We start from the raw sequence: 14815 nt of genomic DNA, 5'->3' as shown, positions 1-14815 counted from the left end.
CCATCATGAGTGATGTCATTAAAGACCTGAGTGAGTTGCGTTTGAGTTATGAGCAGGGTGAATTACATGAAGCCCAGATCAGCTTACAGCCGCATTTACAGTTTCTGAATTGGTTTAATCATGCATTAGCTGCCAATTTACATGAACCCTATGCGATGTCATTAGCCACGGCAAATGCTCAAGGGCGTCCGCATGTGCGTACCGTATTATTACGTGGTGCGACAGAAGCAGGCTATGATTTCTATACCAATTATGACAGCCAAAAGGGTTTAGACTTAGCTGATAATCCGTATGCTGAGCTGCTGTTTTATTGGCCAAGTTTAGAGCGTCAGATCCGCATTGCTGGCAAAGTCGTGAAGATTTCTGAACAAGAATCGACGGATTACTATCATAAGCGCCCACGTGACAGTCAGATTGCTGCGCATATCAGTACTCCACAAAGCGGGGTGATTGAAAGTCGTGAGTTATTGCAACAACGCTTTCAAGCGCTGCAAGCTCAGGCTCAAGCTGAACTGGATAAGCCTGAGTTTTGGGGTGGTTATCGCTTAGAAGCAGATTATTATGAGTTTTGGCAAGGGCGACCAAATCGCTTACATGATCGTTTAAGTTATGAAAAACAAAATGGTCTTTGGACTATCCAACGTTTGATGCCATAAATGACGCAGATTCAAATTCAAAAAAGACCCTTGCTTACACGCCCTGAACAGTTTCAGGGCGTGCCTGCTTTTATTGCTGAAATTTTAGCAAGGCGTGGTGTGCAGTCTGAGCAAGAGCTGGAACTGAAACTCAAGCACTTGCTATCTCCAGAGCTTAAAGGCTTAGCAGAGGCAGTTGCGTTGATCGATCAAGCCATTGATCAGCAAAAACAGATCGTGATTGTGGGGGACTATGATGCCGATGGCGCGACCAGTACCGCTTTAATGGTGCTTGTCTTGCAAGATATGGGTGCCAGAGTTGAATATCTGGTGCCTGATCGTTTTAAGTATGGTTATGGACTTACGCCCGCCATTGCTGAATTGGCAAAGCAGAGCTATCAACCAGATCTGTTGATTACGGTAGATAATGGTATATCCAGCCATGCGGGTGTGGACACGGCTCAAGCGTTAGGTATGCAGGTGATCATTACCGATCACCATTTAACCACCAAACCGACACCGAGTGCTGAGGCTGTGGTTAATCCGAACCAACTTGGTTGTGGGTTTTCAAGTAAGGCTTTGGCTGGGGTGGGCGTGGCTTTTTATGTATTGGCGAAATTGGCCAGTTCACGCAGCCATCAAGGCAAAAGCAGCAGTAAAGTGACCCAGTATCTCGACTTGGTCGCATTAGGGACTTATGCCGATGTCGCCAGTTTGGATTATAACAATCGTATCTTGATTGATGCCGGATTAAAGCGGATTCAGCAACATCAATGTCGTGCAGGTATTTTAGCCTTACTGGATATTGCAGGACGTGACGCAGCCAGTTTGCGTGCGCAAGATTTAGGCTTTGTGGTAGGTCCGCGAATCAATGCAGCAGGTCGAATGGAAAGCATGCGGATCGGCATTGAGTGTTTACTTGCTGCTGATATGGCAACCGCTTATCCGATTGCACAACAGTTGAATCAGCTTAATATCGAACGCCGTCAAGTTGAAACTGAAATGAAGCAGCAAGCACTGAGTGCACTGCAACATATTCAGTTAGAAACAGAGCATTTACCTGTAGCATTGGTAATGTTTGATGAACAATGGCACCAAGGTGTGATTGGCATTGTGGCTGGACGTTTAAAGGAGCAATTTCATCGTCCAAGTTTAGTGTTTGCTCCTGATGAAGATGGGATTCATATTAAAGGTTCGGCACGGTCGATTGATGGGATTCATATCCGAGATACCATTGAGCAAGTTGCAGAACACTATCCACATTTGGTCAGTCATTTTGGCGGGCATGCTGCAGCCGCGGGTTTAACCCTGAAGAAAGAAAATTTTGCTGCATTCAAAACGGCTTTCACCCAAGCGATTGCTGAAATGGATGATGAATTATTCACGGCAACGTTATGGACTGATGGCGAGCTGGGCGATTCGGATTTACATTTAGGGACTTTGGATTGGATTGAACAACTTGGGCCTTGGGGGCAAAAGTTTCCACTGCCGCAATTTGAAGGGCGATTCAAAGTGATCGATTATCGTTGGCTTAAAGAGCAACATTTAAAACTCAAATTGGCGGTCGGGTCACATTCGATTGATGCGATTGCATTTAATGCGATGGACCGTTTTGAATTTAATCCAATGCTGGGTTATGTCGATTTGGTGTATACCTTGGAACGGAATGTCTTTAATGGCAACACCCGTCTACAATTGCAAATCGCTTATTTAAAACAATAAAAAATCCGCTCTGATGAGCGGATTTTTTATTGTTAAACGCTATTGATTAGAAGCGGACAGTACCGTTGAGGCCATAAGAATCAACACCATCTGTTGTGGTATAACCGACGCCTAAAGCAAATTGTGGCGTAAAGAATTTTTGCGCGTGAATATTGAAAACACTGTCTGAATCATCAGCGGTAGAATCTGCAAATGAGATGCCGACACTGAGGGTTGGATCAAGATAAAGATCTGCACCTAGGCGGTAGGTTGTTTCATCACCGATATAGCTGAGTGCTTCAAAGTTGGTATAGTAACCACCAATTTGTGAAACATATTTCGCACGTAAAGAAACGGCGGTATCGTCATTTTCGCCAGACACAATTGCAGCGTTTGAAAGTGTGTTGCTAAAGCCGTATTGCGCAACCTGAACTGGATTTAGGCTATCAGATAAATCTGCAACACCCACTGCTAGGAGTAATCCATTGATTGGTAAGAAACCTGCTTCAAGACTATAGCCATCGCCATTTTCGGAATGAGAGCCTAAGCCATTCATTGTTGCTTTGACATTGGTACGATGTAAGGCACCAGAAAGATAAAATTGTGAGTTAGGGACGTAGAACTCACCTTGAAGGCCGATAATATTGAATTGTAAGTCACCGAGATCTTCGTCATCTTTCAGTTTGCTATAGGCATAGCCGCCACCGATATTCGATGCCTTATCTAAGAAAGCAGCTTCTGCTAAGGGCGCATTACGGGTTTGCACAGGGTTAAAATAATATTTACCGCTGATGACTGCACTGTTGCCTTTCCCATCATCCATGTTGATATGTTCATATGCACCATTGGCTTCTGTTTGATAAGCATGGGCATTGATGGCAAAGCAAGCACTTATGAGTGTTGCAAGAAGACTTAGTTTTTTCATTCGAATTTCCCCCGATTAAAAATAATACATATTTTGTTACACGAAGTAGTGTATTCAAAAATAGCTAAGCGTCAATTCTTAAATACAGGATTAAGCTGGGGAAAAAACAAAAGTGGAGGATTGAAAATGATAAGAAAATGGGGAGCAATAAAAAAACGCCCTGAATGATTCAGGGCGTTTCCGATGTTACAAACTTCTGTTCAAGTCTTAGAAGCGGTATGCGCCACGAATACCGAATGAAGTGTAGTCATTATCAATATATGATTTATCGTTACCGAAGCCTACACGACCTTCTAAACTCACTTGTTGGTTGAAGAATTTCTTCGCAGAAATACCCCATTCATTTGAATTGACGATAGTGTCATCATATTTAAGTTTTTGATAATCCACACCAACACTTAAAGTTTTGTCGATGAAGTAATCACCTTTTAACTTCACTTCTTTACTGTCACCAAAAGCAGTATATGCTTCTAGGTTCACATCATTTTGACCAACTTTAGTTACGTACTTGGCACGAAGTGTTGGGCTTGTATCACGATCACCATCTTTTACATCAACAGTTTTCGCACCCGCAGCAACCAATAAACCTGGTGCTGGTAAGTAACCGACTTCTGCTGAGTAATGGTTGATTTTTAATTTGTCTTCGTCAGTTGCATATTTAGAATTCGGTTTGATTTCTTCACGGCCAATATTACCGCTTAAATAGAAATCGCTGTTTGGAACAAAGTATTCAATACCTGCGCCATATTGGTTGTTTTTGAATGCATCATCTTTTTCATGCGCGTATTGTGCTTTTACATTGCTCGCACGGTCAAGGAACGCTGCTTCTGCAAGAGGTGCATTACGTGTTTGTACTGGGTTAAAGTAATATTTGCCGTCTACGCTGAAACGATCATTGTCACCAAAACGATCTTGGTCTTTATAGGTATAAGAACCACCTACCTCAGCTTGATAAGCATGAGCAGTTCCTGTTACTGCGATTGCAGATAAAAGTGCTGATGCAATTGCTAATTTTTTCATGGTTGTTTCCTCATTAAGATTTAAACCAAGTGTTAAACACTGATACATGTTTTGTTACAACTTGAGTCTAGAGTAATTTTCAATATCGTCAATCTTGATAAGGTAATCGAACAGTACGAATGTAATTGACTTGTAATTTTGACATTTTATCTTATTGATATTATTTGATAAAAAATCAATGTTTTGATTTATTAAAACTTAGGAGAGATTGTGTGTTTTAGTGTAATTGGTTTAATTTTTATACAAAAACTAGGGTCGCAGAAATCTGACTAAACATTTCAGGCATAAAATTAAGTAATTTAAAAAATCAATTTTAATAAATAAATGTATTCAAAATGACATGGCTGTGTCGACTAAAACAGTTATGTTAAAATAGCGGATTAAGTGAAAAAGTTGTGAGAAAACACGCGTGGAAATTAATCCGTATTTAATTCAATTGAAAGACTTATCTGATCGTAGCCAAACACTACGGGGGTATCTTTGACTACGATCTAAAAGCTGAGCGTTTAGAAGAAGTTTTAAGAGAATTAGAAGACCCTGCGATTTGGAATGATCAAAGCCGTGCTCAGGCCATCGCAAAAGAAAAGGGCAGTTTAGAAAACACATTAGGTGTATTTGACCGTCTTGCTGAACAGTTGGATGATGCCAAAGCCATGCTTGACCTTGCGGTTGAAGCGGATGATGAAAGTTTATTGCTGGATGTTCAAGCAGAATTAGACAGTGCTGAACAGGCCTTAGGTAATCTTGAATTCCGCCGTATGTTCAGTAATCCGATGGATCCAAATCCGTGCTTCCTTGAGATTCAATCGGGTTCAGGCGGTACTGAAGCACAGGATTGGGCGTCGATGTTATTGCGTATGTATTTACGCTGGATTGAACGTCATGGCTTTAAAGCTGAATTGATGGAAGTATCAGATGGTGATGTGGCTGGGATTAAATCAGCAACCATCCGTGTAGATGGTGAGTTTGCCTATGGTTGGTTACGTACCGAAAGTGGCGTACATCGTTTAGTGCGTAAGTCACCATTTGACAGTAACAACAACCGTCATACTTCATTCTCAGCCGTGTTTATTTCACCTGAGATTGATGACAATATCGAAATTGATATCAATCCATCTGATGTTCGTACCGATACTTACCGTGCTTCGGGTGCGGGTGGTCAGCATATTAACAAAACTGATTCTGCAGTTCGTTTAACTCACGCACCGACAGGCATTGTGGTGGCGTGTCAGAACCAACGTTCACAACATGCCAACCGTGACCATGCGTGGAAGCAATTACGTGCCAAGCTCTATGAATTAGAGATGAGCAAACGGAATGAAGCTGCTCAAGCCTTAGAAGACTCGAAGTCAGATATCGGTTGGGGAAGTCAAATTCGTTCGTATGTGCTCGATGACTCACGTATTAAAGACTTGCGTACAGGTGTGGAAAATTCCAACACCAAAGCAGTGTTAGATGGTGACTTAGATAAATTCATCGAAGCAAGTTTGAAACAAGGTTTATAAGTTTTAATCCAATTAAAACGGCAATCTCGTTCAGCATCGGTCAGTTAATCGAAAAAATATGATATTAATATCGAAAAAAATGGATATTAATATTTGAAAATTTCGATATACTGGATTTAGGTGCTGAACAAAGTGTTGCCGCTTGAGAAACGTGGTGAGTCTATGGATATTGATGTTATAAGCAAAGCCTTAGCCAATCCATTACGTCGACAGATTTTGCAATGGCTAAAAGAGCCTGAGCAATTTCTACCCGTTGAGCAATGTGGTGGTAGTTTTGAACGGGGTGTATGTGCAGGGCACATCGAACGTTTAGGAAAAGTTGCACAATCGACCATGTCGAATCATTTGTCTGTATTGCAACAGGCAGGTTTGATTAAGGTTGAGAAATATGGACAGTGGTCTTATTTCACGCGCAATGAAGCTTTGATTCAGCAATATATCGAACATTTGAAACAAGCACTTTAAATCGAAGAAGTGTAAGTTGAGGCGATCATGGCTGAACTAAATTCTACTTTGCAAGTAGGTGATTTCACGATTAAAAACCGCTTAGTTTTAGCTCCTTTAACGAGAGCACGTAGTGGTGCACAGCGTATTCCAAATGATTTGATGGTGGAATATTACCAACAACGCGCCAATGCTGGCCTTATTATTACCGAAGCAACGGTGATCAGCCCTAAAGCAGCGGGATATGCCAATACACCAGGCCTATGGTCGCAAGAACAAGCTCAGGCATGGCATAAAATTGTTGAAGCCGTACACGCACAAGGTTCAAAAATTGTGGTTCAGCTGTGGCATGTTGGTCGTATTTCACATCCAGACTTATTGGATGGTGATACACCTGTGGCACCAAGTGCGATTCAACCTGCGGGTGAAGTGAGCTTACTTCGTCCAAAGCGTCCTTTTGTGACACCACGTGCTTTATCGCATGAAGAAATTCAGGAAATTGTTGCACAATATAAAAATGCAGCAGAACAGGCCAAAGCCGCTGGGTTTGATGGCGTTGAGTTACACGCAGCCAATGGTTATCTGATTGATCAATTCCTGCAAAGCAACACCAATCATCGTGATGATGAATACGGCGGTGCAATTGAAAACCGTGCGCGTTTATTATTGCAAGTTGTCGATACCTTCATCGAAGTATGGGGTGCTGGTCGAGTCGGTGTACATCTTGCTCCACGCGGTGATTCGCATGATATGGGTGATGAAAATCCATTAGCAACGTTTGGTTATGTGGTCGAGCAATTAGATCAACGCAATATTGGTTTTATTTTCACCCGTGAATATGAAGCTGCAGATAGTGTATTACCAAAATTACGTCCTAAATTTAAAGGGGTGTGGATTGCCAATGAAGGTTTAACGGCGGATTCTGCGAAACGTATTTTGGCGACAGGCCAAGCCGATGCAGTCTCATTTGGTAAACAATATATTGCCAATCCAGATTTGTTTGAACGTTTACAACATGATTTACCTTTAAATCCGCTTCAACCACAAACCTTATATGGTGATGGTGCTGAAGGTTATACCGATTATCCTGCCTTTGAGCAGTTAGAAGCTTAATCTGCTTTAAAACTTTAAAAAATGACTCATGTGATTTACCAAAATTGCATGAGTTTTTGTTTTAAATTCCGCATAATGAGCTGGAATTACATTGTCAATTATGGTCTCGGATGGCGCAGAACGCAGCAGCACAGCAAACACCGTTTTGGTATAACGTTTTATTGGCTTGTATCAAGCCCTTATACCGTTGGAAAATCAAACAACGGGCAGAAAGTGATGCGCTGTTTCAGCAGGAATGTATCGAGCGTTTTGGGCCGTTTCAACCTGCTAAAAATTTAGGGGCAATTTGGTTTCATGCTGTTTCTGTTGGCGAAACCAACGCGGCACAGCCTTTAATTGAACATTATTTAAAATTAGGTCATCCGGTTTTAGTGACCAATACCACCAAGACTGGGCAAGCACGGGCAAAATCACTGTTTTTAAAAGCCCCTTATCTCGATTTATTTCAGGCGGTATATTTGCCCGTCGATCAAAAAGCATTATTAAAACGATTTTTTAATCTGTATCAGCCTCGGCTATTGGCATTGGTTGAAACAGAGATCTGGCCCAATTTAATTGCTGAAGCACAACAGCAACAGATTCCTTGTATTTTATTGAATGCACGTCTTTCCGAAAAATCGGCCAAAGGTTATGGCAAGGTTCGCCGTTTAACTCAACCCATGCTGCAACAACTCACTTGGCTATTGGCACAAGATGTGGCAACCCAACAGCGTTATGTTGGATTGGGTTTAGATCAAGCCAAAAGTCAGGTGGTTGGTAATATTAAATTTGATATTTCAGCACCAGAGCAGTATCTGCAACAAGCACAGCAGCTCAAACAGGATTGGCAATTGGCGGATCGTCAGATTATTACTTTAGCCAGTACGCATGCGCCCGAAGAACAAAGTTTACTCAAACAATTGCAGTCACATTTAAATTCAAATCCAGCTTTGCTGTGTATTGTAGTGCCGCGTCATCCAGAACGTTTTGATGAGGTATACCAAGTCTTCCAAAATTTAAATTTAAAAACTCAACGCCGTAGCCTGCAACAATCCATTCAAGCGGATACTCAAGTATTTCTTGCGGATAGTATGGGGGAAATGTGGTTATGGTATGCCTTGAGCCAAGCCTGTTTTGTTGGTGGTTCATTGAATGAGCCAGGCGGTGGGCATAATATTTTAGAGCCTATGGTCCTGAATGTACCCACTGTCATTGGTCCACGTTATTTCAATTTTCAAACCATTGTGGATGAGTTTGTGGCTCAGCAAGGGATTCTGATTGGAGAGGACGCAGAACAGGTGGGACAGCAATTATTAGCCTGCCTAGGGGATAAGACACAGACTCAGCAACTGGTTACGCAGGCTCAGCGGGTTCTACAAACAAATAAAGGCTCACTACAGCAGCATATTCAGTGTCTTGATCACTATTTACAGCAAACAGCATTATCATGAATATTGTTTTACTCGAGCCAGATCAGTGTGTTTCAGAGGATGTATGGCAGATCAGCCAGCCCAGACAATTGCAGCATTTAGCTCAGCACTTACAGCTTAATGTTGGTGATACCTTAAAGGTTGGCATTCGTGCAGGTCAGCGCTACTTAACTGAGGTGGTCGCTATCAGCGAAGAATGCATTGGGGTCCGTCCAGTTCAGACAGAAGTGGTTCCTGAAAAGCTTCCCGTGCATCTGATTCTAGCCTTGCCACGTCCTAAAGTATTGCGTCGCATCATTATGGATGCGGTGACCTTGGGCGTGGAACGGATTAGCCTGATTCATAGTTATCGAGTGGATAAGAGCTATTGGCAAACGCCGTTTTTACAGCAGCTCAATGATTATATAACTTTGGGTTTGGAACAGGCAGGCGATACCATTGCACCCGAAATCCAGCTGTATAAACGCTTTAAACCTTTTGTTGAAGATGTTTTACCGACGTTGATCAGCGCAGAACAGCCTGCTTATGTGGCGCATCCCTATGCAGAGCAACCAATGCCGTATGCAATTCAACAGTCTTGTAGTTTGATCGTTGGCCCAGAGGGAGGATTTATTCCCTATGAGGTTGATCTACTCATAAAAAACGGCTGCCAAGCGATGAGCCTAGGCAACCGAATTTTGCGAACTGAAACAGCAGTATCGAATATTTTAGGGCGATTATTTGTCTAAAGCATCGCTCAGCTCAGATTGATCACCACGATAGACTTTGACTTCCTGCACTGGATAAGGAATTGAAATTCCTTTTTCATCAAAAGCAGTCACCACCAATTCTTGGATTTCACTGATAGAGGCTGAGGTGGTGGTTTCAGTGGTATTGACCCACCAGCGTACTGTTAAATTAATTGAGAAGTCTGCCAGTGCGGTAACGTTGACCGAGAAGCCGGGTTGACTCAGTACATTTAAATTACGATCCAGAATATCGAGAATAATCTTCTTGGCTTTTTGCATGTCATCTTCATAGCCAATACCGACCACAAACTCACAACGACGACGTTGATATGCATTGTTGACTGTGACGGCACTGGTATATACGGTGGCATTAGGAATTACGATACGGCGGCCATCTGGTGAACGTAAGAAGGTGGCTCGGATTTGAATATCTTCCACGTTTCCTTCTAAGCCATTGACGACAATATCATCGCCGATACGAAACGGTTCGCTGATCAAAATCAGAATCCCTGACAATAAGTTCTGAAAAATATCTTTAAAGGCGAAACCAATCGCAACCGAACCAATACCGAGTGCACCAATCAACTGACTTGGGGTAAAGCCTGGGATGGCAATCACCAATGCAATCAAGAAGCCAAAGAAGATAATAAAGGTACTACCGACACGATTCAGTACCAATACTAGGTTTTGGCGAGTATAGCTGCGATTTTCTAGCGTCTTGCGAATAAAGAGCTTAAACAACTTGGTGAGTAACCAAAAGATAATGAAAACTGTAATCGCGATACCGATATAGGGAATACGCTCCCAAAAGCTGTCCATGATTTTATCAATGGTGGTATAGGCATCGTGATACTTTTCAGTATGGGCCAAGACTGTTTCAGTGGTCTTGGTACTGGCTTGATGAATCAGCGCACCTGTATCTTTCGCCACTTCAGTCAATGTTGTTTGTTCGTTTGCCACAGCAAGATCTCTATTTCGCAAAGGAAGGAGTAAATGAGGGAAGCAATCATAATGAATTTATTGCCAACACGCATGCAAAATTCAGTCTTTGTTTCCCATGATGATTAAATCAATTCGCTAAATACGGTCGCTTAAAAATATTCGGTGCTATTTTGAATGATCTGGGTTGGTGCTTCCCAGAGATCTGGACTGGCAAAATAATACGCAAAAATGAAGATACCTGACATCATCAGTAAGCTGACCAAAATCATCAGCCATGCCAGTATTTTTTCCCATCCACGAGAGGGGCGAACATCACCATAGTCATTGCGATGCGGCGTTCCTGGTGCAAGCAAGACATATAAGGTAAACAGTAGTTGAATCACGGGCACCAATAGCAACAAGCATAGCCAGCCAGTTTTATTTAAGTCGTGCAGACGACGAATCAAAAACACGATTTGCAAATAAAAGGCACCCAACCACACTGCAATCATGGCAAAGACAGACATGCCTGAAAACGCGCTAAATATGGCATCATCGATGTTGCTGCTTGCAAAAATACCAGCAAAGGCAAAGATCAAGATAAATGCAGCCAGACAAGCCAAACTGAGCAAACCGTACCAACCTAAATAGCTGAGACGATTAAAACGACCCTTAGGAGAAAGTGGATGGTCATTGATTGGTTGTACTTGGGTCGTTATTACAGGGTCAAACATAGTGCATTCCTATTTTTTTGATTATTAAATCTTTTAAGCTTTTGGCAATGATCAAAATAATCACTTATTTTAAAAACAAAAAGCATAGACAAGCAGTTCAAATTTAAATTATTTTGAGTAAATTTTTGAAAATAAATTGATCGTAAAAGCGTCGGTTTTGCTATTTTAGCCTATAACTTAGTCAAGGTCGAAAGATTAAAAGCCCAGACATTTCTACGACCAAAGCCGCATTGTTTGCACTTGTAAATGGTGTCAATACTGCAAGTGAGAACAAAACATACCCGTGTAATAGATGAGAACATCTAAGGTATGAGATAAAAAACCAAGGAAGTGAGCTATGAAAGAAATCTACCCAGTGCCTGATAAATTCAAAGAAACGGCAAGAATCTCTGAAGCAGACTATTTCAAACGTTACCAGCATTCGATTGAGCAACCAGAAGCATTTTGGGCAGAGGAAGCCAGCAAGATTGAATGGATCAAACCATTTACACAGGTCAAAAATACCAGTTTTAATCAAGATAATTTCAAAATCGAATGGTTTGCTGATGGTGAGTTGAATGTCTCAGCCAATTGCTTAGATCGTCATCTTAAAGATAATCCATTAAAGCCTGCCATTATTTGGGAAGGTGATCACCCTTCGCGTCATAAAATCATTTCATTTTCTGAACTGCATGATGAAGTCTGTCGTTTTGCCAATGTGTTAAAGAAGCAAGGTATTCGCAAAGGCGATCGTGTGGTGCTGTATATGCCTATGGTGCCTGAAGCGGCAATTGCCATGCTCGCTTGTGCACGTATTGGTGCAGTGCATTGTGTGGTGTTTGGTGGCTTCTCTCCTGACTCCTTGGCCAGCCGTATTGAAGACTGCCAAGCAAAACTGGTGATTACTGCGGATGCTGGCATGCGCGGTGGCAAGTTACTGCCACTGAAAGAAAATGTGGATGCCGCATTAGAAATTGATGGTACCAGCAGTGTTGAAAACGTGATTGTGGTGCATCGTACAGGTAATCCAATTCAGTTTAATGCACCACGAGATGTTTGGTATCACCTTGCCATCATGGAGGTAGATGAACACTGCCCGCCAGAACCAATGAAAGCAGAAGACCCTTTATTCATTCTGTATACCTCAGGTTCAACAGGGAAACCGAAAGGTGTATTGCATACCACAGGTGGTTATCTGGTCTATGTCAACACCACCTTTAGAGAAGTCTTCGATCTGCGTGAAGATGATGTGTATTGGTGTACTGCCGATGTCGGCTGGATTACAGGCCATAGTTATCTACTCTATGGGCCACTCAGTAATGCCACCACCACGGTAATGTTTGAGGGGATTCCACAATATCCAACATGGGCACGTATTGGTCATGTGATTGATAAGCATAATGTCACCATTCTATATACGGCACCGACTGCGATTCGCGCCATGATGCGTGAAGGCGATGCTTATGTCCGTGAAAGTAACCGCAGTAGTTTGCGCCTACTTGGTTCAGTCGGTGAGCCGATCAATCCAGAAGCGTGGAATTGGTATCATGAAGTAGTCGGTGAAGGTCGTTGTCCAATTGTCGATACATGGTGGCAAACAGAGACAGGTGGAATTCTAATTTCACCATTGCCGGGTGCAACTGCCTTAAAACCAGGGTCTGCAACACGTCCATTCTTTGGGGTACAACCTGCACTGGTGGATGGAGAGGGTAATGAGCTAGAAGGAGCAACCGAAGGCAATCTGGTGATTAAGGATTCTTGGCCGGGTCAAATGCGAACCATTTGGGGTGATCCACAACGTTTTATCGAGGCTTATTTCTCGACCTTTAAAAACTACTATTTCACAGGTGATGGCGCACGTCGAGATGCTGATGGCTACTATTGGATTACGGGACGTGTCGATGATGTACTCAACGTATCGGGGCATCGTTTAGGGACAGCCGAGATTGAAAGTGCCTTGGTCTCGCATGTCGCAGTTGCAGAGGCTGCGGTGGTCGGTATGCCGCATGATATTAAAGGACAGGGGATTTGTACTTTTGTCACTTTACAAGCTGATGTGCCGGAATCTGAGGAGCTACGTAAAGAGCTGGTCAATTGGGTACGTAAAGTACTTGGACCTGTGGCAACCCCAGATGCACTACATTGGGCACCTGCTTTGCCAAAAACCCGTTCAGGTAAAATCATGCGACGCATCTTGAGAAAGATTGCTGCCAATGAATTGGATAGTTTAGGTGATACCTCGACCCTTGCTGAACCGGCTGTGGTTGATCATTTGATTGCGACAGTTTATCCAAACCGATAAACCCGATGCAAAGGTGAAAAGAGCGTTCGATTGAACGCTCTTTTTTTTATCTGCATTAGATTTCTTGCATAAGTCATTTTTTAAGCTGTGTTGAATTCGCGATGAAAGTTCCCTCTCCTTTTTAAAGGAGAGGGCTAGGGAGAGGATTTATATGAAGAATTTCTCTCATTCTTTTGCGGACTCACAGTCCTCATCTCAAAGGGAGAAGGGACTTTCAATACTAATTATTTACCAATGATTGATCATTTTTTGACTTTTGAAAGAGCTCTATTATTTAATTGTGCGCTAAAAAATCTACAGTGTTTTGTACAGTGGCGAAGAAACCCAGTGCAGATAAGAACGCCGTTTGCACGTCTGCTGCTTTGACGATTTTACCCGCATGTTCCAGATCACGGGTTGCAGTGGCGTCTGCGATGACGATGGGTTGGTAGCCAAGCTCTTTGGCTGCACGTGTCCCAGAGTCAATACAGACATGGGTCATCATGCCTGTAATCACTAACTGTTCAACTTGATGCTGTTCAAGGATGGCTTGAAGGTTGGTTTCTAGAAAGCTATTTGGGAAATGCTTTTCGACAATCAGTGATTGATCTGTGACTTTAAGTTGAGGATGTAATTCAACACCCACGGTATTTTCCTGAAAAAAACTGGCTGAGGCAGGATTAATATGCTGAATATAAATAATCGGTAAATTGTTTTGAATAAAATGATCTTCTAATTGGTTGGTTTTCGCCAGAGCGAGGTCTGGATTGACCAATTCCATTTTACCATTTTTAAAATAGTCGTTTTGAACATCAATAATCAGTAAGGCTTGTTTCATCGTTTTTTCTTCCAACATTAAGATAAAACAAGAGTAGGGTGAAACTGAGAAATCGGCTATATTCAAATGAAAGCATTGTTGCTGGTTTTCTTTCGTAATGAAAAATGAATATTGAACTTGATCCCATCGACTTAAAAATTATTGAATTGCTGAAGCAGGACTCACGTTTAAGCCATAAAGAAATTGGGCAGCGAGTGCATCGTACTGGGCAGGCGGTGGGTGCTCGTATTGCACAGTTAATGGATGCAGGTATTATCAAAAATTACACCGTCGCGATAAAGTATGAACATAAACAATTCATCCAATTGTTTATGAATGATCAGCAAGCTTTTATTGAGGTTGAGCACTTAGTCAAACAATATGAACAGGTAGATGAGTGTTTTAAAATTCTCGGCAACGCCTGCTATATGATTGTTAGCCATTTTAATCCGCCACAATTAAATGAATTTATTGAACAGTTGTCGCAGTGGTGCCGTTATTCGGTTGAAACCGTCATGCGAGAAATTGAGACCCGCTAAAATAAAAAAGCCCCAAGCCGAGCCTTGGGGAGTATTTGCCATTTCTTTTGTTTTTCTTCTTATT

Annotated in this window: 14 protein-coding genes; 9 read left to right on the top strand and 5 right to left on the bottom strand. The window is 42.2% G+C overall.

Annotation, left to right across the window (positions count from 1 at the left end; genetic code table 11):
- Nucleotides 1-5: 5 nt before the first annotated feature.
- A complete protein-coding gene (pdxH, locus tag F902_RS05065) occupies nt 6-656 on the top strand; it encodes a pyridoxamine 5'-phosphate oxidase (RefSeq protein WP_005201574.1) in 651 nt (216 codons plus the stop codon).
- Nucleotides 657-2357, top strand: coding sequence for a single-stranded-DNA-specific exonuclease RecJ (recJ, locus tag F902_RS05060; protein ID WP_005201573.1), 1701 nt, complete (start codon nt 657-659; stop codon nt 2355-2357).
- Between the two features lie 46 nt (nt 2358-2403).
- Here the strand turns inward: recJ and F902_RS05055 are convergent, their stop codons facing one another.
- Together F902_RS05055 and F902_RS05050 are read right to left on the bottom strand one after the other, a co-directional pair.
- Nucleotides 2404-3261, bottom strand: a complete 858-nt coding sequence (locus F902_RS05055) for a putative porin (RefSeq protein ID WP_004803635.1) — start codon at nt 3259-3261, stop codon at nt 2404-2406.
- Nucleotides 3262-3468: 207 nt separating this feature from the next.
- Nucleotides 3469-4281 (bottom strand): putative porin, encoded by an 813-nt coding sequence (locus F902_RS05050; RefSeq protein WP_004803637.1) that lies wholly within the window; start codon nt 4279-4281, stop codon nt 3469-3471.
- Nucleotides 4282-4690: 409 nt separating this feature from the next.
- Between F902_RS05050 and prfB the strand changes: the two genes are divergently transcribed.
- The 5 genes from prfB (at nt 4691) to F902_RS05025 (ending at nt 9480) form a co-directional block, all read left to right on the top strand.
- Nucleotides 4691-5786, top strand: a protein-coding gene (prfB, locus tag F902_RS05045) for a peptide chain release factor 2 (protein WP_096089470.1) whose coding sequence is annotated in 2 segments (ribosomal slippage) — nt 4691-4762 and nt 4764-5786 — 1095 coding nt in all. Because the reading frame shifts where the segments join, the coding sequence is not laid out codon by codon here.
- Between the two features lie 162 nt (nt 5787-5948).
- Complete coding sequence (locus F902_RS05040) at nt 5949-6251, top strand: ArsR/SmtB family transcription factor (RefSeq protein WP_010590065.1); 303 nt, start codon at nt 5949-5951, stop codon at nt 6249-6251.
- A 27-nt stretch (nt 6252-6278) separates the two neighbouring features.
- A complete protein-coding gene (locus F902_RS05035) occupies nt 6279-7343 on the top strand; it encodes an alkene reductase (RefSeq protein WP_005201572.1) in 1065 nt (354 codons plus the stop codon).
- A gap of 110 nt (nt 7344-7453) precedes the next feature.
- On the top strand, nt 7454-8773 hold the full coding sequence (locus F902_RS05030; RefSeq protein ID WP_005201571.1) for a 3-deoxy-D-manno-octulosonic acid transferase: 1320 nt from the start codon (nt 7454-7456) through the stop codon (nt 8771-8773).
- A complete protein-coding gene (locus F902_RS05025; protein WP_005201570.1) occupies nt 8770-9480 on the top strand; it encodes a 16S rRNA (uracil(1498)-N(3))-methyltransferase in 711 nt (236 codons plus the stop codon). The genes F902_RS05030 and F902_RS05025 overlap by 4 nt, the downstream gene beginning before the upstream one ends.
- Here the strand turns inward: F902_RS05025 and F902_RS05020 are convergent.
- Both F902_RS05020 and F902_RS05015 read right to left on the bottom strand, forming a co-directional pair.
- Entirely contained in the window at nt 9469-10440 is a 972-nt protein-coding gene (locus F902_RS05020) for a mechanosensitive ion channel family protein (protein ID WP_004803649.1), read from the bottom strand. The two genes, F902_RS05025 and F902_RS05020, sit on opposite strands and share 12 nt — an antisense overlap.
- 131 nt (nt 10441-10571) lie before the next feature.
- Nucleotides 10572-11135, bottom strand: coding sequence for a DUF805 domain-containing protein (locus tag F902_RS05015; protein WP_005201569.1), 564 nt, complete (start codon nt 11133-11135; stop codon nt 10572-10574).
- A 337-nt stretch (nt 11136-11472) separates the two neighbouring features.
- On the opposite strand from F902_RS05015, the gene acs reads away from it, so the two are divergent.
- Complete coding sequence (gene acs / locus F902_RS05010) at nt 11473-13416, top strand: acetate--CoA ligase (protein ID WP_005201568.1); 1944 nt, start codon at nt 11473-11475, stop codon at nt 13414-13416.
- A gap of 274 nt (nt 13417-13690) precedes the next feature.
- On the opposite strand, the gene F902_RS05005 is transcribed toward acs, so the two are convergent.
- A complete protein-coding gene (locus tag F902_RS05005) occupies nt 13691-14233 on the bottom strand; it encodes a cysteine hydrolase family protein (protein ID WP_005201567.1) in 543 nt (180 codons plus the stop codon).
- A gap of 104 nt (nt 14234-14337) precedes the next feature.
- On the opposite strand from F902_RS05005, the gene F902_RS05000 reads away from it, so the two are divergent.
- On the top strand, nt 14338-14751 hold the full coding sequence (locus F902_RS05000; RefSeq protein WP_005201565.1) for an Lrp/AsnC family transcriptional regulator: 414 nt from the start codon (nt 14338-14340) through the stop codon (nt 14749-14751).
- The last annotated feature ends 64 nt before the right edge of the window (nt 14752-14815 follow it).

This window comes from Acinetobacter higginsii, from assembly GCF_000369525.1.
Classification (GTDB): domain Bacteria; phylum Pseudomonadota; class Gammaproteobacteria; order Pseudomonadales; family Moraxellaceae; genus Acinetobacter; species Acinetobacter higginsii.
The sequence above is the reverse complement of the archived record's forward strand: the minus strand, read 5'-3'. Positions and strand labels throughout refer to the sequence as shown.